Below are 21,008 nucleotides of genomic sequence, written 5' to 3'. Positions count from 1 at the left end.
TTGTCTGTGAAGGAGGGACTCTGGGGGCGGTGACGCGTCAGAGAGACGTCAGCGCGCCGACCACGGAGCCCAGGGCGTCCCGTTGCCCGTCGGTGAGGGCATGCAGACAAGGCGCGAGCGCGCGCACGGCGCGGTCGCGATGGCGGGTGTCCAGAGCGCCCAGAGCGGACACGCTGAAAACGGGCATGCCGTGCAGAATACGGATTTTTCCGTCAAGATGTCAAAACGTTGACATGTCGGGGCCTGTCCAGCGGCGGGCCTCGGGCGAGGGCAGGCCGAACTGGTCCAGGATGCGCGTCACGAGGTGCTCCACCACGTCGTCCAGCGACGCGGGCCGCGTGTAGAAGGCCGGCACGGGCGGCAGGATCACCGCGCCCATCCGGGTCAGGGCCAGCATGTTCTCCAGGTGCACCTCGTTCAGCGGCGTCTCGCGCGGCACCAGCACGAGCCTGCGCCGCTCCTTCAGGCACACGTCCGCGGCCCGCGCGATCAGCCCGTCCGCGTACCCGGTGCGGATGCCCGCCAGCGTCTTCATGCTGCACGGCGCCACGATCATGCCGTCGGTGAGGAACGAGCCCGACGAGATCGCCGCCGCCTGGTCGCCCGGCTTGTGCACCACGTCCGCCAGCTTGGCCAGCTCGCGCACGTCGTACGGCGTCTCCAGCTCGATCGTGGCCCGCGCCCAGCGGCTGAGCACCAGGTGGGTGCGCACGTCCGCGTGCCCGCGCAGCACCTCCAGCAGGCGCACGCCGATCGCGGCGCCGCTGGCCCCCGTCATCGCGACGATCAACCGCACGGCGTCACCCCGCCTGCGCGCCGGCGCGGTCGCGGTGCGCGGCCGTGCCGTGCGGCCCCGGCCACTCGTAGTAGTCCGCCTGCTCCTGGTCCAGCCCGACGAACCCGAGCAGCCGCGACACGAACTCCTCGTCCATCTGCTCCACGCTCTGCGGCACGTTGTAGTACGTCGGGATCATCGGGTAGACGACCGCGCCCGCCTCCGTGAGCTGCACCATGTTACGCAAATGGATCAGGTTGAACGGGGTCTCCCTGACGCACAGCACCAGCGGCCTGCGCTCCTTCAGGCACACGTCGGCCGACCGCTCGATCAGCGTGTTCGCCGCCCCGTTCGCGATGCGCCCGGCGGCCCCGAGCGCAGATCGTGCACCTGGCCGGTGCGCGCGCCGGACTTGTGCTTGTTCGTCATGATCACCCCCGTCCCCGGCTTCCTTCCCGTTCGCCGGGTACGAGGCGGCGCGCCCACCGTCAAGAGTTGCCCAAGGTGTGCTCCGCTGAGCGATGCCGTTCGTTTTCCGGATGAATTCGTTCGCCGCCCGACCTGACCCGCGCGGCCGGGCGAGGTCATGGTGAAAGAGCGACACCGGGTCCTTGGGCGAGGGAAGGACGAGGCACGATGCAGGCCGTGGGCCGTGATCCGACTGCCCAGCACGATGATGACGGCCCCAGCCTGGTGAAGCAGGTGGCGGAGGTGTGCACCGTCGCGGAGAAGCTCAGGCTCCAGGCGCGCGAGATCCAGGCCGAGGCCAGACGCGTCGTGGCCACCGGCAAGCGGATCCGCCGCGACCTCGCCGAGCAGCGCGAACGCCTCAGGGCCGGATACCGCGAGGTCCGCCTGCGGCGCGCCGCACGCGACTGGGGCGAGGCGTGAGGCCGGTGCGCTCAGGTGGCCAGCGTGGTGCGCGGGGTGTGGCCGTAGACCCGGCGGTAGTAGGCGGAGAACCGGCCCAGGTGGTAGAAGCCCCAGCGGGCGGCGATGGCGCTGACCGTGGCGCCGGCGGCCGGATCGGCGGCCAGCAGGTCGGCGTGCGCCGCGGCCAGGCGCACGCGGCGCACGTACCCCATCGGCGTGATGTCGTGGTGGCGGCGGAAGGCGTACTGGACGGCGCGGGGCGTGGCGCACGCGGCGGCGGCGATGCGGGCCAGCGACAGGTCGGGCTCGGCGTAGTGCTCCTCGATGTAGGCCGTGGCCAGGCGTAGCACGACGGGGGTGGCGCCGGCGTGATCGGCGCGCGCCTCCTCCCGCAGCGTCAGCGTGGTGGGGAAGGTGGCCAGGACGCCGGCCGCCAGCAGCCGCGCGGCGTTGCCTACGACGAGCGGATGCCCGGCGGCCGGGCCGGACAGCAACTCGTCGGTCAGGGCCAGCGTGCCGGCGATCGTCCGGGAGGCGTCGGGGCCGAGGGGCGAGCGCGACAGCAGCCGCGGCGGTTCGCCGTTCAGCGCGACGCCCGCGACGTCGGCCAGCAGGTCGAGCGGCAGGCTCACGGTGCGGATGCGCAGCTCCTCGGCGTGCGAGACGAGGTCGTCGCGGGGGAAGGTGGCCACGAGCGCGTCGCCGGGGCCGTAGCGGTTGACGGCGTCCCCGTCGTCGATCGTGACGGTGCCGCTGACGACGACGCCGATCCGCACGGTCTCGATGTCCTGGTTGCGGCAGTTCTGCGTGCCGGGGAGGGTCAGGTCGGTGGTGACGAAGGATCCCGCGTCCACGACCGACAGCGCGAGCCGGCTGCTCCCCTCGCTGACGCGGCCGATCAGCAGCCGGGTGCCGTAGATCCGGCCCAGGTACTCGCGCACCTGCTCCATGTCGTCGGTGACGAACCTGGTCAGGGCCGGCGGGGTGGACCCTGTGTGAGCGCTCACGGGCCAGCCTTCCCCCTTCGCCGACAGGCGCCACGCCCGCGAAGTGGACGATCCGCGCGGACCCGCTCCTCCGTGTCCGAGACATTACTGCGAAACGGCCGCGGGGCGAACCCCTCCCGCGGGTCAGGCAATGACTGTGCAACCCGCCGGAAACCTTCCCTTGACAATCACGTCGCCCGGCACGCACAGTACTAGCCACGGCTGACTACGTAGTCAGACGCGAGGAGCTGCGGATGTCCGAGACCAGACGCAGGCCTCCCGGCAGCACGGACGTCGCCAGGCTGGCCGGGGTGTCGCAGAAGACCGTTTCCCGGGTGATGAACGGCGAGCCGTACGTCAGCGACGAGATCCGCCGCCGGGTGCTCGCCGCGGCGCGCGAGCTCGGCTACCGCCGCAACACGGCCGCCCGCGCGCTCAACCTGGGCCGCTTCCACCGCATCGGGGTGGTCTCGCTCGGCAGCGCGCTCTACGGTCCCGCCTCCCAGCTCATCGAGCTGGAACGGCGGGCCAGGGCGATCGGCTACGCGTTCAGCGTGGTGAACACCCTAGAGGACGACGACGGCGGCGTGGCCAGGGCCGTGGAGACGCTGCTGGAGCAGGGCGTGGACGGCATCGTGCTGTCCGAGCCGATCGACGTCGGCGAACTGCGCGTCGAGCCGGGCGTGCCGGTGCTGAGCCTGGGGCCGATGCCGGGGCTCACCGGCCCCGACGCGATCATCAACAGCCCGTCCAACGTGGACGCCGGCCGCGAGGCCACCGAGCACCTGCTGGCCCTGGGCCATCCCACCGTGAGGCACGTCGCGGGCCCCTGGCGGTGGTGGGCCGCGCGGGAGCGGGTGCGCGGCTGGCGCGAGGCGCTGGCCGCCGCCGGCGCCCCCGAGCCGCCGATGCTCGCCGGCGACTGGTCGCCCGCATCCGGCTACGCCGCGGGACGGGAGCTCGCGGCCGACCCGCGGGTCACGGCGGTGTTCGTGGCCAACGACGACATGGCGATCGGCGTGCTGCGCGCCCTGGCCGAGGCGGGCCGCGCGGTGCCGGGGGAGGTGAGCGTGATCGGGATGGACGACATCCCCGCCGCCGCCTACCTGTCGCCGCCCCTGACCACCATCCGGCAGGACTTCGCGGCCTCCGTCGCCCAGGGCCTCGCGCTGCTCGTCGAACGCATCGAGGGCCGCTCCGGGACGCCCGTCCCCCTCCTGCCGACCACACACCTGGTGAAGCGTCAGTCCACCCGACCCCCCGAGGAGAAGACATGACCGTTCCCCGCACCCGGTGGCTCGCCGCGGCGGCCGCCGCCACCCTCTTCCTCGCCGGCTGCGGCGGTGGCGGTGGTGGTGGCGGCGCCCAGCAGGACACCGGCGGGCAGCCCGCCGCCGTCAGCCAGTCCGACATCGACAAGGCCCTGCGGACCCCCACCGAGCTGACGTTCTGGACCTGGGTGCCGGACATCGGCAAGGAGGTGGCGCTGTTCGAGAAGAAGTACCCGGCGATCAAGGTCAACGTGGTCAACGCCGGGCAGGGCGAGCCCCAGTACACGAAGCTGCGCACCGCGCTCAAGGCAGGCAGCGGCGCCCCCGACGTCGTGCAGATCGAGTTCCAGTACATCCCGACCTTCACCATCATCGACAGCCTGCTCGACCTGCGGCCCTACGGCGCCGAGGCGCTCAAGGAGAAGTTCGTGGACTGGACGTGGGGCCAGGTCACGGGCAAGAACGGCGAGGTGTGGGCGATCCCGCAGGACACCGGCCCGATGGGCATGCTCTACCGCAAGGACATCTTCGACAAGCACGGCATCGAGCCGCCCAGGACGTGGGACGAGTTCGCCGCCGCGGCCCGCAAGCTGCACGCCGCCGACCCCGGCGTCTACCTGACCAACCTGGCCTCCAACCAGAACGGCGCCTGGATGGGGCTGCTGTGGCAGGCGGGCGGCAAACCGTTCCAGATGACGAGCGCCCAGGACATCGGTGTTAGCGTTAACGACGAGGTCTCCAAGAAGCTCGGCGGCTACTGGGGCGGGCTCGTCAAGGAAGGCGTCGTCTCCGCCGACCCCGACTTCACCGACCAGTGGTACCAGGCGCTCAACAAGGGCAAGTACGCCACCTGGCTGACCGCCGCCTGGGGGCCGGTGTTCCTGGCCAGCAACGCCAAGGAGACCAGCGGCAAGTGGCGGGCGGCGCCCCTGCCGCAGTGGACGGCCGGCGAGAACAAGTCAGGCAACTGGGGCGGCTCCACCAGCGCCGTCATCAAGAGCACGAAGAACCCGATCGCCGCCGCCAAGTTCGCCGAGTTCCTCAACACCGACCCCGAGTCGACCAAGATGATGGCCACCGAGCAGTTCCTCTTCCCGCCCACCAAGGCGCTGCTGAGCGACCCTGCCTTCGCCGGGCAGAAGCCCGGGTTCTACGGCGGGCAGGCCGTCAACGAGATCTTCGCCGGCATCAGCGACACCGTGGACAAGGGCTTCGGCTGGCCGCCGTTCCTCGACCAGACCGTCAACGACTGGGACGAGACCGTCGGCAAGTCCCTGGCCGACAAGAGCGACACCAACGCCGCGCTGGACCAGTGGCAGCAGCGGATCACCACGTACGCGGAGAGCCAGGGCTTCAAGGTCGCCCAGTGAGCGCCCGCACCAGCCCGCGCAGGTCGGCCGCGGGATACCTGTTCATCGCGCCCTTCATGATCGTGTTCGTGGCCATGCTGGTGGTGCCGCTCGCCTACGCCGGATACCTGAGCCTGTTCAGGGAACAGCTCATCGGCGGCACCACGTTCGTCGGCCTCGACAACTACGCGCGGGCGCTCACCGACGAACGGCTGCTCGGCGGCGTGCTGCGGGTGGCCGAGTTCTTCCTCGTCCAGGTGCCGCTCATGCTGCTGCTCGGCCTGCTGTTCGCGCTCGCGCTCGACAGCGGCATGCTGTGGCTGTCCCGCTTCATCCGGCTGGGCATCTTCGTGCCGTACGCGGTGCCCAGCGTCGTCGCCGCGCTCATGTGGGGCTACCTGTACGGCCCCGAGTTCGGCCCGATCGCGCAGCTCGCCGGGTCGCTCGGCCTGCCCGCGCCCAACCTGCTCGGCGGCGGCCTCATGCTCGGCTCGCTGGCCAACATCGTGACCTGGGAGTTCGCCGGCTACAACATGATCATCCTGTACGCCGCGCTGCGTGCCATCCCCGCCGAGCTGTACGAGGCGGCGGCCGTGGACGGGGCTGGCGCGTGGCGTACCGCGTGGAGCGTGAAGATCCCGGCGCTGCGGCCCGCCCTGGTGATGGCGCTGATCTTCTCGGTCATCGGCAGCTTCCAGCTCTTCAACGAGCCGCAGCTCATGCAGCGCCTGGCGCCGAGCGTCATCGACAGCGCCTACACCCCGAACCTGTACGCCTACTCCCTGGCCTTCACCAGCCAGGACCTCAACTACGCGGCGGCCGTGTCGTTCCTGCTCGGCCTGGTCATCGTCGCGGTCTCCTACACCGTCCAGCTCGCCCTCACCCGGAGGCGCCCATGACCACCACCGTCACCGCGCCTCCCGTTCGAACCACCGGCACTGTGAGCGCGGCGCCCCGCAGGCGGCGCAGCCCCCTGCTCACGATCGGCATGCTCGCCTTCCTCATCTACTTCCTGCTCCCGCTGTTCTGGCTGCTGGTCGCCGCCACCAAGACCACCGCCGACCTGTTCTCCAGCTTCGGCCTCTGGTTCGCCGACGACCTCGCCCTCGCCGCCAACGTCCGCGACGTCTTCGCCGCCGAGGACGGCGTCTACGGCCGCTGGCTGCTCAACACCGCCCTGTACGCCGTCGTCAGCGCCGGCGGCGCGGCCCTGCTGTGCGCGCTCGGCGGCTACGGCTTCGCCAAGTTCGGCTTCCGCGGCAAGAAGGCCCTGTTCGGCCTCGTGCTCGGCGCGATCATGGTGCCGAGCACGGCGCTGGCCATCCCCACGTACCTGATCTTCGCCCAGGTCGGGCTGGTCAACACGCCGTGGGCGATCATCCTGCCGTCGCTGGTGAACCCGTTCGGCCTGTACCTCATGCGCGTCTACGCCGAGGACGCCGTACCCGACAGCCTCCTGGAGGCCGCCCGCATCGACGGCGCCGGCGAGCTGCGCATCTTCTGGAAGGTCGTCATGCGGTTGCTCGCGCCCGGCTTCGTCACCGTGCTGCTGTTCACGCTCGTGGCCACCTGGAACAACTACTTCCTGCCGCTGATCATGCTCAACAACCCGTCGCTGTACCCGGTGACCGTCGGCCTGGCCAACTGGGCCGCGCAGGCCACGGTCGCCGGCGGCAGCGGCGACGTCATCCCCCTCGTCGTCACCGGGTCGCTCCTGTCGATCATCCCGCTGATCGCGGCGTTCCTGCTGCTCCAGCGGTACTGGCAGAGCGGCTTGGCGGCCGGTGGGGTCAAACAATGAGAGGAACATCCGTGTCGCGAGTGCTCTTCGGCGCCGCCTACTACCCCGAGTACCATCCCAGCGAGCTGCTGAAGACCGACCTGGACCTGATGGCCGAGGCCCGCTTCTCCGTGATCCGCGTGGGCGAGTCCGTCTGGTCCACCTGGGAGCCCGAGAACGGCCGCTTCAACCTCGACTGGCTGCAACCCACCCTCGACGGCGCCCATGAGCGCGGCATCGGCGTCATCCTCGGCACCCCCACCTACGCCGCGCCGCCGTGGCTGACCCGCCTCTACCCGGAGATCGCGGGGGAGCGGGAGACCGGGCGGCGCATCGGCTGGGGCGCCCGCCAGGAGATGGACTTCACCCACCCCGCGTTCCTCTTCCACGCCGAACGCGTCATCCGGCGCGTCCTCGAACGGTACGCCGACCACCCGGCCATCATCGGCTACCAGGTCGACAACGAGCCCGGCCTGCACCTCCTGCACAACCACGGCGTCTTCCAGCGCTTCGTGGACCGGCTGCGGCACCAGTACGGCGACGTCGAGACGCTCAACGAGGAATGGGGCCTGGTCTACTGGTCGCACCGGCTGTCCACCTGGGCCGACCTGTGGACCCCCGACGGCAACGCCCAGCCCCAGTACGAGCAGGCGTGGCGGCGCTTCCAGGCCGACGAGGTGACCCGCTTCATCGCCTGGCAGGCCGGCATCGTGCGCGAGTACGCCCGCCCGGAACACTTCGTCACCACCTGCATCGCCTACGACCGTCCCGCCGTCGCCGACGACGAGCTGACCGCCGCGCTCGACGTCACCGCCGGCAACCCCTACTACGCCATGCAGGACGGCCTCGCCCTGCCCGCCAGGCCGCACGCCACCCAGGACTGGCGCACCCGCGACACGTGGGCGTTCTACCGGGTGGCCGACCGCATGTACTCCTCCCGTCAGGAGCCGTTCCTCGTCACCGAGACCAACGCCCAGGCCATCGGCGCGCCCTGGGTCAACCAGCCCGCCTACGACGGGCAGTGGCGGCAGGCCGCCTGGGCGCTCGTGTCCCGCGGCGCGTCGATGATCGAGTACTGGCAGTGGCGGACGCTCGTGTTCGGCGCCGAGACGTACTGGGGCGGGGTGCTGCCGCACAGCGGGCGGCCGGGGCGTACGTACCGGGAGGTCGCCCGCATCGGGGCCGAGCTCGAACAGGCCGGTGACCTGGTCGAAGGCCTGACGCCGGACGGTGACGTCGCCCTGCTCTACTCGCACCCCAGCAAGTGGGCGCTCGCCGCGCAGCCCCCCTTCCAGACGGCCGACGGCGGGCCCGACCGGCGGTCGTACGAGACCGTCTTCGACGCCTTCTACCGGGGCGCCTTCGACGCCGGGCTCCAGGCGCGGGTGCTGCACGCGGGGCAGGCCGTGGGGGAGGAGCCCTCGGTGGTGGCCGGGCGGCATCCCGTGCTGGTGGCCGCCGGGTTGTACGTGGCCGACGACGCCACGCTCGACTGGCTTCAGGCGTACGCGGCGGCCGGCGGGCACCTGGTCCTCGGGCCGCGGACCGCATACGCCGATCATGAGGCCCGGGCGCGGCGGGAGGTGCAGCCGGCGCGGCTGGCGGAGGTGGCGGGGGCCTGGTACGAGGAGTTCAGCAACCTCGAAGGTGAGCTGCCTGTGCATGCGGTGGAGGGCTCGCCGCTCGCGTCACCGGAGGGCGCGGCGACGCCGGCCGTGCCCGACGGCGCTTCGGGTGGCTGGGCTGGCACGCGGTGGGCCGATGGGCTGCTGGCCGAGGGGGCTGACGTGCTGGCCACCTACCGGCACCCGCACTTCGGCCGCTTCGCCGCCGTCACCACGCGCGCGCACGGCGCGGGCCGCATCACCTGCGTCGGCACCCTCCCCAACCCCGCACTCGGGCAGGCCCTGTTCCGCTGGCTCGCCCCGGACCCGAGTCCGTGGCACCCGGCCCCGTCCGGCGTCACCTCCACCGGCGCGACGGCGCGGGACGGGCGGCGGGTGCGGTTCCTGCACAACTGGAGCTGGCAGGAGACCGCCGTGACCGTCCCGGTCGCGGTCCGTGACGTGCTGGACGGCAGCGAGCACGCGGCGGGGTCCGAGCTGCGGCTCGGGCCGTGGGACGTGCGCGTGCTGGTAGAGGCGTAACCAGACCCCTGTGCGGCCACCGCCATGCCCTGGTGGTGGCCGCACCGGTCGCGACGGCCCGGGCTACGACAGCGTCAGTGTCAGCGTGGCCGTGTAAGCCCCCGCCCGCGTGCCGTCCGGAACCTGGAGGCTGAGCCCGGCCGAGCACGCACTGACCCCACCCCCACTACCGGCACCGGCAGCACAGAGCGTGGCAGCCTGCCCCAGCCCCGCCCCCGGCCCGGGGGAGGCGTTGCCGTCCGTCCGGGGAGCCCACCCCAGCGACCCGGCCGCGATGGTGCCGCCGCCGGTCGAGGTGAAGTCGGTGACCTGCCCCACCAGGCTCCACCCCGCCGCGGTCCCGCGCAGGTCGGTGACGGTGGCCGGGTTGAGCTGCCCGGACGCCGACTGCCCGGCGGCGACGTCGGACAAGCCGGCTGCGGTGCCCGCCACACTGAGCGACAGCGGCCCCGCGACCACCTCGGCGGCGACCGTCTGCGTGGCGGATCCCGCCCCCGGACCCCCAAGGGTGGCGGGCTCGGTGGCGATGGACCCGGCGACGTTCGTGAAGACCGCGCGGTACCGCGTCCCGTCGGCTCCCGCCTGAACGGTCAGTGTGGCGCTGTCCGCACCCGGCACGGCGGCCCACTGCCCGCCAGAAGCCGCTCTGCTCTGCCAGGCCACCGTGGGCGCAGGCGTTCCCGAGGCGGACGCGGTGAAGGTGACCTGCTCGCCCTCCCGCGCCGTGACGTCCTCCGGATGGCGGGTGACGGCAGGGGAGAGGTTGCGGGTCAGGACGAGGAGGCGGTCCTGGCCGTCGTCCGGCACGTACACCTTGTCATCGGGCCCGATGGCGATGCCGCGCCGGGCGACCCCGCCCGCGATGCCCTCCTCCACCAGCTCGCCGTCCCGGTAGACCAGCACGTCCGAGCCGAGCGCGCGAGCCACGTACAGGTCGCCGGTGCGCGGGTTGACCTGCATGGCCGTCTGGTAGAGGACCGTCCTGAACGTCTGCACGCCCGACGGCGTGATCTTGGCGGCGTTGCCGAAGAGGCTGCCCGCGTAGAGCGTGCCGTCGGGCGCGAAGGCCAGGAGCCCGTACGCGTCCTCGGCGACCGTGGTGGGAGTGAGATCGCCGGGAGCGTGGCGGACGACGCCCGGCTTGACGGCCGCCCCCGTGTAAGGGGTGCCGTCCGGGGCGACGGCCACCGATGCGGCGTAGGGCCGGTTGACGGTGGCCGAGCGGGTCCACGTGCCGTCGCCGTCCCGCGTCAGGACGGAGAGCTTGGCGTCGCTCAGGTTGGCGCCCGCCTCGTAGTGGATCACGTAGGCGCGGTCGCGTGCGAGGTCGAGCGCGAGGTCCTGCGCGTAGGTGGCGCCCAGGTCGAGCAGCTTGGCGCCGTCGGCGCGCCACAGCGCCACGGCGCTCTGGTCGCCGGCCTGGCCGTAGGTGCGCCCGCTCAGCACGTACGCCTCACCGCTGCCAGGATCGACGCGGACGAACTGCGCGCCCGCGATCTCGACGGCTGTGCCTCCCGGCACCGTGGTGACCTTGCCCCCGCCGGCCGCGTAGACGCGGTTGCGCCGCTGGTCGACGTCCACCGAGGCGATGGCGAGGCCGGGCGGGACCGGCTCGGAGGTGTGCTTGACGGTGCCGGGCGGCGTCCACTCCTCCTCGGGCTCGCCCGGGCCGCCGCCCGCCCCTTCCGGAACCGGGGCGGTGGAGCCGGGCGCCGGTGAGCCGGTCGGGCCGTCGTAGGCGACGGTGAGCGGGTCGAGCGGCTCGCCTTCCGGGTAGAAGTCGGCGAAGGCGGGCACCCCGGCCGCCGTGAGGGTGGCGGGCATGGCGCCGGTGGTGGCTTCGGGGGTCAGGGCGGCGAAGGCCACCAGGGGGTAGGAGACGGGCTTGGTGCCGTCCAGCGGGAGGCTCGTGACGTCGGCGTACAGGGTGCTGCCGGTCTCGCCGACGGCCACCTTCGGGTTGGCGACGACCAGGTCCAGTGCGCCGTTGTGGCCGGTGAAGCGGACCTGACCGGAGAAGGAGAGCAGGGCGGTGCGCTGCCCGGTGTCGTAGACGCCCTCGGTCAGCGGGAAGCGGAAGGTGCCGTCCGTGTTGACGGTGGCGCCGTCGCCGGTGGTGATGGTGCCGTGGGCGATGGAGCCCGTGATGTAGGAGCGGAAACGCTCCTTGACGCCCCAGTCCAGGGAGCCCTCACTGATGGCGACGGTGTCGGCTGACGCCCGGAGAGCGAGGGTGTCGGCGTGCGCCGACGGGGCGGCGGTCAGTACGGCCGTCGCGGCCAGGACCGAGGCGACGAGGCCTCGTAGTACGCGCATGGGTCAGCTTTCTCGTGTCGGTCCGACGACGCTGTCGTCGAAGGGAAGCAGGCTCTCGGCCCAAGGGAAGATCACGAACCAGAGCAGGGCGGCCACGGCGGCCAGCAGCGCCGCGCAGCACAGCAGCCGGGTGCCGGGCCCGCCCGGCAGGCGCCGCCAGAGCCAGGCGTACATCTCAGACGTCCTTCCTGACGGTCTCGGCCAGCTCCGCGTGGACGACCAGCCGCTGGTAGTTGGCCATCCTGGGATGGCAGGTGGTGAGCGTGAGCAGCCGCTCGCCGGGCTCGGCGGCCAGCACGTCCACCGACTCGGGCGTCACGACGAGCTGCTCCGTGACGCGGTAGACGTAGGTGGCGGCGCGCGTCTGCACCACGACGGGGTCGCCCTCGCGCAGCCGGTCGAGGTCCCAGAAGAACGCCGGGATCCGGTGGGCGGCGACGGCGAAGTTGCCCTCCTGGCCCGGGTGCGCGGTCTCCGGGTAGTGGCCGGGGCCGCGCCGCAGCGCCTTCTGCGACACGCCCTCCACCACCACCCAGCTCTTCTTCAGCCGGGGGATGCTCATCCGGCTCACCGGCTCGGCCCCCTCCCGGGAAGCGGCCTCGCCACGAGAAGCGGACGCGGCGGTGGTGGCGGCCCAGACGGTGGACAGGCGGGCCTGCTGCTCCTCGATCTCGCCGTCCGTGCCGTACAGGCCGTACACGGCGAAGAAGGTCAGCACGACCCCGCAGGTCAGCGCCAGCTCGCCGAACGCCCCGGCGGCGCGTGCCGCGAGCAGCCTCATCGCCGGGCCACCACCAGCGGGATCCCGGTCCTCGGGTGCGGGATCACCTCGATGGCGTGCCGGTAGACGTCCGACAGCAGCTCGTCCGTGAACACCTCGGACGGGGCGCCGCAGGCGGCCACCACGCCCTCCGACAGGACCGCCACCCGGTCGGCGTACGCGGCGGCCAGCGCCAGGTCGTGCAGCACCACGACCACCGCGTCACCCACCGCCGCCCGCTCCCTGGCGATGGACAGCACGGCCTCCTGGTGGCGGATGTCCAGCGCCGCCGTCGGCTCGTCCAGCAGGACGAGCGGCGCGCGCTGGGCGAGCACCCTGGCCAGCGAGACCCGCGCCCGCTCGCCGCCGGACAGCTCCTGGAACGGCCGCGCGCGGAACCCGGCGGTCGCGGTGCGCTCCAGCTCCGCCTCGACGATCTCCTCGTCGTAACGTTCCTGCGGGGTACGCGCCCACGGCGCCCGGCCCATCATGACCACCTCCCCGACCGTGAACGGGAAGGACAGGCCGGGCTGCTGCGGCAGGACGGCCCGGCGCAGCGCCTGCTCGCGCGCCGTCCACCCGGACACGGGCCGCCCGTCGAGGTGCACGGTGCCGGACGCCGGTCGTTCGTCCCCGGCCAGCACCGACAGCAGGGTGGACTTGCCTGAGCCGTTCGGCCCGACGAGGGCGAGCACCTCGCCGGCCCGCACGTCCAGGTCCACGCCGCACAGCACCTCGGCCTTGCCGTAGCCGAACCGCACCCCACGGACCCCGGCGTACACCATCCCGGCGGGCGGACGCGCGGGGGCCGCCCCGGCGGGCGGGCGCGCGGGGTTCATGCCCAGCCCCCCTGCTTGGCCCGCGTGCGCATCAGCAGCCAGAAGAAGAACGGGCTGCCGGCCAGCGCGGTCAGCACGCCCAGCGGCACCTCGGCGGGCGCCGCGACCGTCCTGGCCACCAGGTCGCCCACGGTGAGCAGCACCGCGCCGCCCAGCGCGCTGGCCGGGATCAGGATCCGGTGCGCGGGCCCGGCGACCATGCGGACGAGCTGCGGCACGACCAGCCCGACGAACGTGATGATGCCCGCGACCGCCACCGCCGCCGCGCTGAGCAGCGCGACGAGCACGATGCAGATCAGCCGTACGCGCTCCACGTCCACCCCCAGATGCCGGGCCGGGCGCTCACCGAGCGAGAGCAGGTCGAGCGGCCGGGCCAGCCGGGGCGCGGCCAGCAGCCCCACGGCGGCGCACGGGACGACCGCGAGCACCGTCTGCCAGGTGGCGCCGCTCAGGCTGCCCAAGGTCCAGAACGTGATCGAACGCAGCTCGGCGTCGTCGGAGAAGAACGTCAGCAGGCCGATGACCGCGCCGGTGAAGGCGTTCAACGCGATGCCCGTCAGCAGCAGCGTGATCACCTCGGCCCGGCCCCGGCTCCTGGCCACCAGGTACACGCCGACGACCGACGCCAGCCCGCCGGCGAACGCGGCGGCGCTCACCGACCAGGTCCCCAGCAGCGTGAACCCGGTGACGATCGCCAGCACCGCGCCCATCGCGGCCCCCGAGGAGACGCCGATGACGCCGGGCTCGGCCAGCGGCGTGTGGAAGACGCCCTGCATCAGCGCGCCCGCCACGCCGAGGCTCGCGCCGACGAGCACGCCGAGCAGCACGCGCGGGAAACGCACGTCCCACAGGACGGTCTCGGTGAGCGGGTCGAGCGGCGCGCCCGCGCCCAGTCTGTGCAGGACGGAGCCGAGCACGTCCGACGGGCCCGCCGGGTAGGCGCCGCTCGCGCCGGAGGTCAGGAACACGGCGGCCAGCGCGCACCCCAGGACGGTGACGAGCAGGGCGCCACGACGGGATCTCATGCCTGGTGCATCCGTTCCACCAGGGTCTCCAGGACGCGGGCGGTGCGCGGCCCGAAGTTGAGCAGCGACCCGTCCTCGACGTCCACGACCCGCCTGCGCTGCCCGGCGGGCGTCTGCGCGATGCCCTGGATCCTGACCAGGCCGTCGATCCCGCCGACCGACTGCAGCCCCTTGCTCATCACGAGGATGACGTCGGGCCGGGCGGCGATCAGCGCCTCGCTGGTGATCGGGGTGAACGCCTTCGTCAGGCCCATCGCCGTGCCCGCGTCGACGCCGCCCGCCGCCTCGATCATCGAGTCGGCGCCCGACCCCTTGCCGCCGATCAGGTAGACGCCCGCCGTCCCGCGCAGGTAGAGGAACGCGACGCGCGGCTTGGCCGCCCCGGCGGGCGCCTTCGCCCGCGCCGCCTTCACCTGCGCCTCGGTACGCCCGGCCAGCCGCTCGCCCGCCTCGGCCACCCCCAGGGCCTGGGCGATCGCCTTGATCCGGGGGGCCACCTCGGGCAGGCTCCAGGCGGGCTTGACGATGACGACGGGGATGCCCGAGCCGCGGAGCTGCTCCATCGCCTCGGGCGGGCCCGTCTCCTCGTCGGCCAGGATCACCGTGGGGCGCAGGGACAGCACGCCCTCGACCGAGACGTCGTGGGCGCGGGTCACCAGGGGGAGGTGCGCGGCCTCGGGGAAGGTGGCGGCGATGTCCCTGCCCACGACGCGGTTCCCCAGGCCGAGGGTGAAGACGACCTCGGAGATGGCACCGGTGAGCGGGAGGATTCTGGACGCGTCGGTGATCGTGACCTGCTTGCCGTCGGCGGAGGTCACCTCGGTGGGCAGCTTCGGGTCGGGGGTGCCGGGGAGGATCTCCAGGGGCGGGGCCGGGGGTTGCTCCTGGGGTGTTCGCGTGGTGGCGGCCAGGGGCGGTCGTGCGGGGGACCCGCATGCGCACATGGCGACGAGCAACGCCACCAGCAGGCCGAGCAGCGACGCCGCCCGGCGCCCCTGAGGCGCGGGGTGTGGTGCGTAGCGGGGCGCAGCCCGTGGTGCGGGGCGGGGCGCAGCCCGTGGTGCGGGGCGGGGCGCAGCCCGTGGTGCGGGGCGGGGTGCAGGCCGTGGTGCGAGGCGGGGGGCGGGCTGTGGGGTGCGCGGCCGGGAGGTGGGGCTCATGCTCGCCTTCTCCGCCGTACCACGACGACCGCGCCCGCGGCGGCGCCCAGCAGCAGCACTGCACCGCCACCCGCCGCCACCGCGACCGTGGGGAACCCGCCCGAGAAGGTGACGGGCACGAACACGTCCTGCGTGCGATCGGCGGTGCGGGTGTGATCGGCCCGGGTGACGACCGCGCAGGCGACCTCACGGCAGTCGAACACCTGCGACCCCTCGGCGGCCACCCCGATCACCGGGCTGATCTTGAGCTGCACGGTGAACGACCCGCCCGCCCCGTACGCCTGCGCCAGCCCCTCCCCGTACTTGGGCGGGTTGGAGGAGATCCACTTGGACGAGCCGGACGCACCCGACATGTCCACCCCGCCACCGCACGGCGTGGGCAGCTCGCCGGGCTTCGGCAGGACGCAGAAGGCGACGTAGACGCCCTTGGCGGGGTCGTAACCCGACCCGGTGACGGTGATCGTCTGCCCGTCCGGGGACAGGCCGTCGGCCTGGGAGACGGTGAGCCGCTGACCTGCGCCGCCGGTGGCGCCCGGCACTGGTGAGAGGGCGAGCGCCAAGGGGAGCAGCAGCAGGCCCCAGGCGCCAGCTTTATGACGTCGTGTCATCAAGATGTTGACTTTCTCCCTCGCGAGGTGATCCAATACGCGCGGCTAACTTAGGTAAGGCTCACCTAACAAGAGTGAGATCAATGTACAGGCGAGACAAGGGAGTGTCCACGTGTGGGTTACGGCCCGACCGCTGATCGCGGCGGGAATCCTGGCGAGCGTGCTGTGCCCGCTCACAGACCCGGCGCGGGCCGCCGACGAGTCGGCGACCGGCCCTCAGGGGCAGACGCTGACGGTGTCCGGGGCGGCGCTCGCACCGGGCGGTCAGGAGATCACCGTCACGGGCAAGGGCTACGACCTCGCCAAGGGCATCTACGTGGCGGTCTGCGTGGACAAGGGCGCCGGTCAGCTCGCCACGCCCTGCGTCGGCGGGGTGGACATGAGCGGCAGCAGCGGCAGCTCCAAGTGGATCTCCTCCAACCCGCCCGACTACGGCAAGGACCTCGCGATGCCGTACACCGACGAGGGCGGCGGCAAGGGCGGCTTCAGCATCAGGCTGAGCGTCAAGCCCAAGGACGAGATCGGCACCGACTGCACGGCGGCCGGGGTCACCTGCGTCGTCTACACCAGGGCCGACCACACGCGCAGCGCCGACCGTACGCAGGACGTGCGGATCCCGCTCACGTTCACGGGAGGCGGCTCCACGACTCCCGGCGCGAGCCCGTCCGCGAGCCCTTCGACCAGCACCAGCCCTTCGACCAGCACCAGCCCTTCGACCAGCACCAGCGCGAGCCCGAGCGCCAGCGCGAGCCCGAGCGGCGACACCGACATCGACACCCAGATCGACGCCAAGGTCGAGCAGACGCCCACCCCCAAGCCCACCAAGCGCACCCAACTGGCCAAGACCGGCGTGGACGTGTGGATGGCCACCGTGATCGGCCTGGCCGTCCTCGCGGGCGGCGGGATGCTCATGTTCATCGGCCGTGAGATCCGCGCCGGCGCCCGCCGGTAGAGACGTCGCCGGAGCCTTTCCGGCGCGACCCGGGGCGTCACGCCCCGAACCCCCTTCAACAGGAAGTGAGGACCATGAGCACCATGAAGCTGCGGCGCGCCGCAGTGGTGGTGACCGGCATGGCGCTCGCCCTCGGCTCGCTGGCAGGACCCGCCCTGGCGGACGCCGGCGCCAGCGGGCCGGAGGGCCAGACGCTGACGGCCGCCAAGGCCGAGATCGATCCCGCCGGGGAGAGCATCCGGGTCACCGGGACGGGATACGACCTCAACAAGGGCATCTATCTGGCGCTGTGCGTGTCCAACGGCGCGGGGCAGGTGGCCACGCCGTGCGTCGGCGGCATCGACATGACGGGGCAGAGCCACGGCATGTACTGGATCTCGTCCAACCCGCCGCCGTACGGGGTCGGCATCGCCAAGCCGTACACGGACGAAGGCAACGGAAAGGGCGGGTTCGACCTCAACCTGGACGTCAAGGCCGTGGACGACCAGGGCACCGACTGCACGGCGGCCGGTGTGCAGTGCGTCATCTACACCAGGGCCGACCACACGCGGGGCGGCGACCGTTCGCAGGACGTGCAGATCCCCGTCACCTGGAAGACCGGCGGCGGAGACCCCGACCCCGATCCCGACCCCGATCCGGGCTCCGGCCCCGTCGCCTCGGCCGACCAGACGCTGTCCGTGAACGTCACCGGCGGCGCCCTGTCGCTGTCGGTGGCGGGCAATGCCGTGGCCCTGTCGGCCGCGACGGTCGGCGGCACCGCCACCGGCCAGATGAACACCGCCACCGTCACCGACCAGCGCGGCAGCGCCTCCGGGTGGAGCCTCGTCGGCCAGGTGGGCGACTTCACCGGTGACGCGGGCACCATCCCGGCCGCCCAGCTCGGCTGGACGCCTGCCGCCACCGGCGACGGCGTCACGCCGGGCGGCACGGTGCAGCCGGGCACCGGGTTCGGCACGGCCGCCGCGCTGTGCACCGCCGCCGCCGGCAAGGGCGCCGGCACGACGGACTGCGGCGCCGGGCTCAACCTCGGCATCCCGTCCGGGGCCAAGCCGGGCAGCTACAGCGCCACGCTGACGCTCACGCTGTCATAGGCGGGGTGGTGGACGCCTCAATCGTCCACCACCCTCACCCCGAAGGCTAACGGCCCGGCCAGCACCCATCCCCTCTTCGTACGAAGGATCATCATGAAGCAGCTCGTCGCCGCACTCGCCCTGCTGGCCGGCTGGGTCATGCCCGGCGGCGCCGACGAGTTCCGCTGGGCGGTCCAGCCGTCCTCGGCGAGCGGCCCGACCGGCCGCGACTACTTCGTCTACGACGTCCAGCCAGGTCAGACCCTCACCGACTACGTGGCCGTCACCAACCTCGGCACCGAGCCGCTGACCGTCAACGTCTACGGCACCGACGCCTTCACCACGCCCGACGGATCGTTCGCGCTGCTCACCGCCGACCGCGGCCCGACCGACGTCGGCACCTGGATCGCGGTCTCCACCGCCACGCACACCATCGCGCCGGGCAAGCGGGCCGACGTCCCGTTCGCCGTCACCGTGCCCGCCGACGCCACCCCTGGCGATCACGTGGGCGGGGTGATCGGGTCGGTGTCGGGGGAGTCGCTGTCGGGCGACGGGCAGCGCATCAAGGTGGACAGGCGGGTGGCGGCGCGGGTCTACCTGCGGGTGGCGGGGCCGCTGCGGCCCTCCGTCCAGTTCACCTCCCTGGACGTGGCTTACGACAATCCGGTCAATCCATTCGCCGGGGGCGGGGCCGAGGTCACGTACACGCTGCGGAACACCGGCAACGTGCGGCTCGGCGCGGGCAGCCAGGTCAGCCTGGCGGGGCCGCTGGGGTGGGCGCTGGGGGAGCGGGGCAAGGAGCTGCCGGAGGTGTTGCCGGGGAGTTCGCTGACGGTCAGGGAACGGTTCGAGGGCGTGTTCCCGGCGGGGCGGGTCACCGCCACGGTGGAGCTGAGCCCGAGGGTGGCCGTCTCCGAGCCGATCGCGCGTGCCGCCGGCCGGTGGGCCGTGCCGTGGGCGCTGCTCGTCGCCTGCCTGGTCGCCGTCGCCGCGACGGTCGTCGTGCTGCGGCGGGTCCGGCGCCGGCGGCGGCAATGAGGACGGCGGTCCTGCTCACGTGGACGCTGCTCAGCCCACTGCTGGGCATGACACCCGCGCCCGCGATCAGCCTCGATCGGGCGCAGGCGGCGGCCGGTGAGACGATCACCGTCACCCTGTCCGGCTGGCCCCAGGGCAACGTGCTCATCGAGCTGTGCGGCAACGACCGCCGCGCGGGCTCCGCCGACTGCGCCGTCTCCACCGGCGTCACCACCGTCGTCCTCACCACCGGCACGGCCACCGCCTCCCTCACCCTCGCACCCCCGCCGGCCGCATGCCCTTGCGTGATCGCCGCCACCGGCGTGACAGCCGCCACCACCGTGACGACCCCTGTCACCCTGACCGGCGCCCCTCAGACCGCAGCGCCGTCCACCGCACCCGCCCGCCTGGACCCCAAGCTCACGATCGTGAACACGAGCCTGCCCGACGGCCCGTCGTGGTGGTGGCTGTTCGGCCTGTCCGGCACCACCCCGCTGGAGATCACGATCAGGAACGACGGCGCCGCCCCCGCCACCGACCCCCCGATCACCTTGGCGTCGGGGCCGAAGGGCGCGCCAGGCGCGACGATCACCCCGCCGGAGCTGGGCACGATCCAGCCGGGCGAGCAGCGCACGGTGCGGGTGGAGGTGCCGCTGGAGGCGCCGGTGTTCGGCGCGTTCGAGGTGTCGGGCACGATCCAGGACGCGGTCCTCCGCACCGGCGACTCCGTCTACCCGCTCGGGCTGCTCGCCCTCCTGGCCGTCCCCCTGCACCTGACGACCGCGTGGATCGTGTTCTCCGTCCGGGTTCCCTCGCCCTAGTCCCACCCCGTCAGGCATTCCCTGCCCTCGTCCCACCTCCATCGCACGTCCTGGCCGGTCAGGTGGACGCCGCCGATCCACCGGTCGATCCCGTTGAGCGTCACGTGGTCGGCCTCGCCGGCCAGCACCCGCGCGCCGGCGCCGGTCAGGCGGACCTCGGTGGCGGGCCCGGCGGGGCCGTCCGCGGGCAGGGCGGACAGCAGGGGGTGCGGGGCGCGGGCGAGGCGGTCGATGGCCGCGTAGCACCAGGTGTCGCCGAGGTAGGGGCGGGCCTCACGGGCCGAGGCGCGCACGAACACCTCACCCGCCGTGGACGCCTGCGCCGCGGCGGCGAGGATGCGGCGTTCGGTGAGGGAGAGCCCGTCGCGGGTCGAGGGGTACTCGCGGCTGAGCCGTTCGAAGGCCTCCCCGAGGAAGCGCAGCTCGCTGGAGCGGACGGCGGCGATGGCGGGCAGGCCGTCGGGCGCGGGGGCGCGGAAGGCGGCCCACGCCCGGGTGGCCAGGTCGAGGGCGTCCGGGGTGAGGGTGGCGCAGGCCCGGGTGGCGGGCAGCTCGGCGAGCTGGTCGGGCCGGAGCTCGCCGAGGCCGCCGAAGCGGGCGATGCCGGGATGCTCCCCGATGCAGATCAGCGTGACCCGCCCGGCGGGCACCTCCAGCTCGGCCAGGCGGGACAGGATCTCCACGATCTGGAGCTGGTCGTAGAGGTCGGCCTCGAACCACAGCACGTACTCGCCGTCGCGGTGCGCCTCCACGGCGGCGTCTCGCTGCTGGAACATGCGGGTGCCCTCCGCGTGGTCGTCGGCGTCCGCGCCCATCAGGAACGCGGCCCTGACCCGGCGCAGCTCCTCGTGCCCCAGCGCGGGGACGGGCCCCTCGTGCAGCACGTCACGCCAGTACACGATGTGCCTGGCCAGGCCGGTGCCCGCCAGGTCGGTGCAGTCGCCGTTGCTGATGTGCAGCGCCGCCGCCATCCGCTCCTCGGTGGGCGTGGGCTGCTCGCCCAGCAGCCGGCGGCGCGCGATCGCGTACGACTCGCCGGTCTTGGCCATGCGGGCGCGTACCCGCCGCTTGAAGTCAGCGTGCTTGGTCATGGAACGTCTCCCGCGCGCCCTCCGCCCGCCCCCCAGCGGCCGCGGCGGCGGGCGCGCGTCCCGGGGGACGGCTGCGCTCCGCCCGAGAGGTGAGCCTCCCTTTGCCTCCTGGAGGTGACCCGGCTGGGGCAGGTCGCCGGAGGTTGGGCGCGGACGGCCGCCACCGCC

At 73.0% G+C, this 21,008-nt stretch carries 22 protein-coding genes; 10 read left to right on the top strand and 12 right to left on the bottom strand.

Annotated features, from left to right (window positions below):
• Positions 1-37: 37 nt before the first annotated feature.
• The 3 genes from ABD331_RS35535 to ABD331_RS35525 are packed head-to-tail and all read right to left on the bottom strand — an operon-like array spanning position 38 to position 1,379.
• Positions 38-187, bottom strand: coding sequence for a hypothetical protein (locus tag ABD331_RS35535; RefSeq protein WP_344484832.1), 150 nt, complete (start codon positions 185-187; stop codon positions 38-40).
• 33 nt (positions 188-220) lie between these two features.
• Positions 221-796 (bottom strand): non-oxidative hydroxyarylic acid decarboxylases subunit B, encoded by a 576-nt coding sequence (locus ABD331_RS35530; protein WP_344484829.1) that lies wholly within the window; start codon positions 794-796, stop codon positions 221-223.
• A 4-nt stretch (positions 797-800) separates the two neighbouring features.
• Positions 801-1,379 (bottom strand): flavoprotein, encoded by a 579-nt coding sequence (locus ABD331_RS35525; RefSeq protein ID WP_344484826.1) that lies wholly within the window; start codon positions 1,377-1,379, stop codon positions 801-803.
• A gap of 41 nt (positions 1,380-1,420) precedes the next feature.
• Here ABD331_RS35525 and ABD331_RS35520 point away from each other — a divergent pair, with 41 nt between their 5' ends.
• Positions 1,421-1,666 carry a hypothetical protein gene (locus ABD331_RS35520; protein ID WP_344484823.1) on the top strand — a complete coding sequence of 82 codons (246 nt, stop codon included), beginning with the start codon at positions 1,421-1,423 and terminating at the stop codon, positions 1,664-1,666.
• 11 nt (positions 1,667-1,677) lie between these two features.
• Here the strand turns inward: ABD331_RS35520 and ABD331_RS35515 are convergent, their stop codons facing one another.
• Positions 1,678-2,655, bottom strand: a complete 978-nt coding sequence (locus ABD331_RS35515) for a helix-turn-helix domain-containing protein (protein ID WP_344484820.1) — start codon at positions 2,653-2,655, stop codon at positions 1,678-1,680.
• 233 nt (positions 2,656-2,888) lie between these two features.
• Here ABD331_RS35515 and ABD331_RS35510 point away from each other — a divergent pair, with 233 nt between their 5' ends.
• From ABD331_RS35510 to ABD331_RS35490, 5 genes are read left to right on the top strand one after another with little or no spacing between them, the layout of a single operon-like run.
• On the top strand, positions 2,889-3,911 hold the full coding sequence (locus ABD331_RS35510) for a LacI family DNA-binding transcriptional regulator (RefSeq protein WP_344484817.1): 1,023 nt from the start codon (positions 2,889-2,891) through the stop codon (positions 3,909-3,911).
• A complete protein-coding gene (locus ABD331_RS35505; protein ID WP_344484814.1) occupies positions 3,908-5,275 on the top strand; it encodes an extracellular solute-binding protein in 1,368 nt (455 codons plus the stop codon). The genes ABD331_RS35510 and ABD331_RS35505 overlap by 4 nt, the downstream gene beginning before the upstream one ends.
• Positions 5,272-6,153, top strand: coding sequence for a carbohydrate ABC transporter permease (locus ABD331_RS35500; protein ID WP_344484811.1), 882 nt, complete (start codon positions 5,272-5,274; stop codon positions 6,151-6,153). The genes ABD331_RS35505 and ABD331_RS35500 overlap by 4 nt, the downstream gene beginning before the upstream one ends.
• Positions 6,150-7,055 carry a carbohydrate ABC transporter permease gene (locus tag ABD331_RS35495; protein WP_344484808.1) on the top strand — a complete coding sequence of 302 codons (906 nt, stop codon included), beginning with the start codon at positions 6,150-6,152 and terminating at the stop codon, positions 7,053-7,055. Before ABD331_RS35500 ends, ABD331_RS35495 begins: the two co-directional genes overlap by 4 nt.
• 11 nt (positions 7,056-7,066) lie before the next feature.
• Positions 7,067-9,181, top strand: coding sequence for a beta-galactosidase (locus ABD331_RS35490; protein WP_344484805.1), 2,115 nt, complete (start codon positions 7,067-7,069; stop codon positions 9,179-9,181).
• 63 nt (positions 9,182-9,244) lie between these two features.
• On the opposite strand, the gene ABD331_RS35485 is transcribed toward ABD331_RS35490, so the two are convergent.
• From ABD331_RS35485 to ABD331_RS35455, 7 genes are all read right to left on the bottom strand, one after another.
• Complete coding sequence (locus tag ABD331_RS35485) at positions 9,245-11,497, bottom strand: HtaA domain-containing protein (RefSeq protein WP_344484802.1); 2,253 nt, start codon at positions 11,495-11,497, stop codon at positions 9,245-9,247.
• 3 nt (positions 11,498-11,500) lie between these two features.
• On the bottom strand, positions 11,501-11,671 hold the full coding sequence (locus ABD331_RS35480) for a hypothetical protein (RefSeq protein ID WP_344484799.1): 171 nt from the start codon (positions 11,669-11,671) through the stop codon (positions 11,501-11,503).
• A 1-nt stretch (position 11,672) separates the two neighbouring features.
• Entirely contained in the window at positions 11,673-12,278 is a 606-nt protein-coding gene (locus ABD331_RS35475) for a class E sortase (protein ID WP_344484796.1), read from the bottom strand.
• Positions 12,275-13,096 carry a heme ABC transporter ATP-binding protein gene (locus tag ABD331_RS35470; protein WP_425566113.1) on the bottom strand — a complete coding sequence of 274 codons (822 nt, stop codon included), beginning with the start codon at positions 13,094-13,096 and terminating at the stop codon, positions 12,275-12,277. The genes ABD331_RS35475 and ABD331_RS35470 overlap by 4 nt, the downstream gene beginning before the upstream one ends.
• Positions 13,093-14,121, bottom strand: a complete 1,029-nt coding sequence (locus ABD331_RS35465) for a FecCD family ABC transporter permease (RefSeq protein ID WP_344484793.1) — start codon at positions 14,119-14,121, stop codon at positions 13,093-13,095. The genes ABD331_RS35470 and ABD331_RS35465 overlap by 4 nt, the downstream gene beginning before the upstream one ends.
• Positions 14,118-15,065, bottom strand: a complete 948-nt coding sequence (locus ABD331_RS35460) for a heme/hemin ABC transporter substrate-binding protein (protein WP_344484790.1) — start codon at positions 15,063-15,065, stop codon at positions 14,118-14,120. Before ABD331_RS35460 ends, ABD331_RS35465 begins: the two co-directional genes overlap by 4 nt.
• Before the next feature lie 212 nt (positions 15,066-15,277).
• On the bottom strand, positions 15,278-15,889 hold the full coding sequence (locus ABD331_RS35455) for a hypothetical protein (RefSeq protein ID WP_344484787.1): 612 nt from the start codon (positions 15,887-15,889) through the stop codon (positions 15,278-15,280).
• A 112-nt stretch (positions 15,890-16,001) separates the two neighbouring features.
• Here ABD331_RS35455 and ABD331_RS35450 point away from each other — a divergent pair, with 112 nt between their 5' ends.
• From ABD331_RS35450 to ABD331_RS35435, 4 genes are all read left to right on the top strand, one after another.
• Complete coding sequence (locus ABD331_RS35450) at positions 16,002-16,841, top strand: hypothetical protein (RefSeq protein WP_344484784.1); 840 nt, start codon at positions 16,002-16,004, stop codon at positions 16,839-16,841.
• A gap of 74 nt (positions 16,842-16,915) precedes the next feature.
• Positions 16,916-17,932, top strand: coding sequence for a hypothetical protein (locus ABD331_RS35445; RefSeq protein WP_344484781.1), 1,017 nt, complete (start codon positions 16,916-16,918; stop codon positions 17,930-17,932).
• Positions 17,933-18,025: 93 nt separating this feature from the next.
• Positions 18,026-18,949, top strand: coding sequence for a WxL protein peptidoglycan domain-containing protein (locus tag ABD331_RS35440; protein ID WP_344484778.1), 924 nt, complete (start codon positions 18,026-18,028; stop codon positions 18,947-18,949).
• Complete coding sequence (locus ABD331_RS35435) at positions 18,946-19,749, top strand: hypothetical protein (protein WP_344484775.1); 804 nt, start codon at positions 18,946-18,948, stop codon at positions 19,747-19,749. The genes ABD331_RS35440 and ABD331_RS35435 overlap by 4 nt, the downstream gene beginning before the upstream one ends.
• Here the strand turns inward: ABD331_RS35435 and ABD331_RS35430 are convergent.
• Positions 19,746-20,840, bottom strand: coding sequence for a hypothetical protein (locus ABD331_RS35430; RefSeq protein WP_344484772.1), 1,095 nt, complete (start codon positions 20,838-20,840; stop codon positions 19,746-19,748). The genes ABD331_RS35435 and ABD331_RS35430 overlap by 4 nt on opposite strands.
• Positions 20,841-21,008: the final 168 nt, after the last annotated feature.

The sequence above is a fragment of the Nonomuraea monospora genome (assembly GCF_039531895.1).
Taxonomy (GTDB): domain Bacteria; phylum Actinomycetota; class Actinomycetes; order Streptosporangiales; family Streptosporangiaceae; genus Nonomuraea; species Nonomuraea monospora.
Note: the sequence above shows the minus strand (reverse complement) of the source record. Positions and strands in the feature narration are given on the sequence as shown.

Bases quoted from the DNA above. Each gene is read 5' to 3' on its own strand.
- ABD331_RS35535 (WP_344484832.1), bottom strand. From the start codon at position 187: ATGCCCGTTTTCAGCGTGTCCGCTCTGGGCGCTCTGGACACCCGCCAT.
- ABD331_RS35510 (WP_344484817.1), top strand. From the start codon at position 2,889: ATGTCCGAGACCAGACGCAGGCCTCCCGGCAGCACGGACGTCGCCAGG.
- ABD331_RS35505 (WP_344484814.1), top strand. From the start codon at position 3,908: ATGACCGTTCCCCGCACCCGGTGGCTCGCCGCGGCGGCCGCCGCCACC.
- ABD331_RS35495 (WP_344484808.1), top strand. From the start codon at position 6,150: ATGACCACCACCGTCACCGCGCCTCCCGTTCGAACCACCGGCACTGTG.
- ABD331_RS35485 (WP_344484802.1), bottom strand. From the start codon at position 11,497: ATGCGCGTACTACGAGGCCTCGTCGCCTCGGTCCTGGCCGCGACGGCC.
- ABD331_RS35480 (WP_344484799.1), bottom strand. From the start codon at position 11,671: ATGTACGCCTGGCTCTGGCGGCGCCTGCCGGGCGGGCCCGGCACCCGG.
- ABD331_RS35475 (WP_344484796.1), bottom strand. From the start codon at position 12,278: ATGAGGCTGCTCGCGGCACGCGCCGCCGGGGCGTTCGGCGAGCTGGCG.
- ABD331_RS35470 (WP_425566113.1), bottom strand. From the start codon at position 13,096: ATGAACCCCGCGCGCCCGCCCGCCGGGGCGGCCCCCGCGCGTCCGCCC.
- ABD331_RS35465 (WP_344484793.1), bottom strand. From the start codon at position 14,121: ATGAGATCCCGTCGTGGCGCCCTGCTCGTCACCGTCCTGGGGTGCGCG.
- ABD331_RS35460 (WP_344484790.1), bottom strand. From the start codon at position 15,065: ATGTGCGCATGCGGGTCCCCCGCACGACCGCCCCTGGCCGCCACCACG.
- ABD331_RS35455 (WP_344484787.1), bottom strand. From the start codon at position 15,889: ATGACACGACGTCATAAAGCTGGCGCCTGGGGCCTGCTGCTGCTCCCC.
- ABD331_RS35445 (WP_344484781.1), top strand. From the start codon at position 16,916: ATGAGCACCATGAAGCTGCGGCGCGCCGCAGTGGTGGTGACCGGCATG.
- ABD331_RS35440 (WP_344484778.1), top strand. From the start codon at position 18,026: ATGAAGCAGCTCGTCGCCGCACTCGCCCTGCTGGCCGGCTGGGTCATG.
- ABD331_RS35435 (WP_344484775.1), top strand. From the start codon at position 18,946: ATGAGGACGGCGGTCCTGCTCACGTGGACGCTGCTCAGCCCACTGCTG.
- ABD331_RS35430 (WP_344484772.1), bottom strand. From the start codon at position 20,840: ATGACCAAGCACGCTGACTTCAAGCGGCGGGTACGCGCCCGCATGGCC.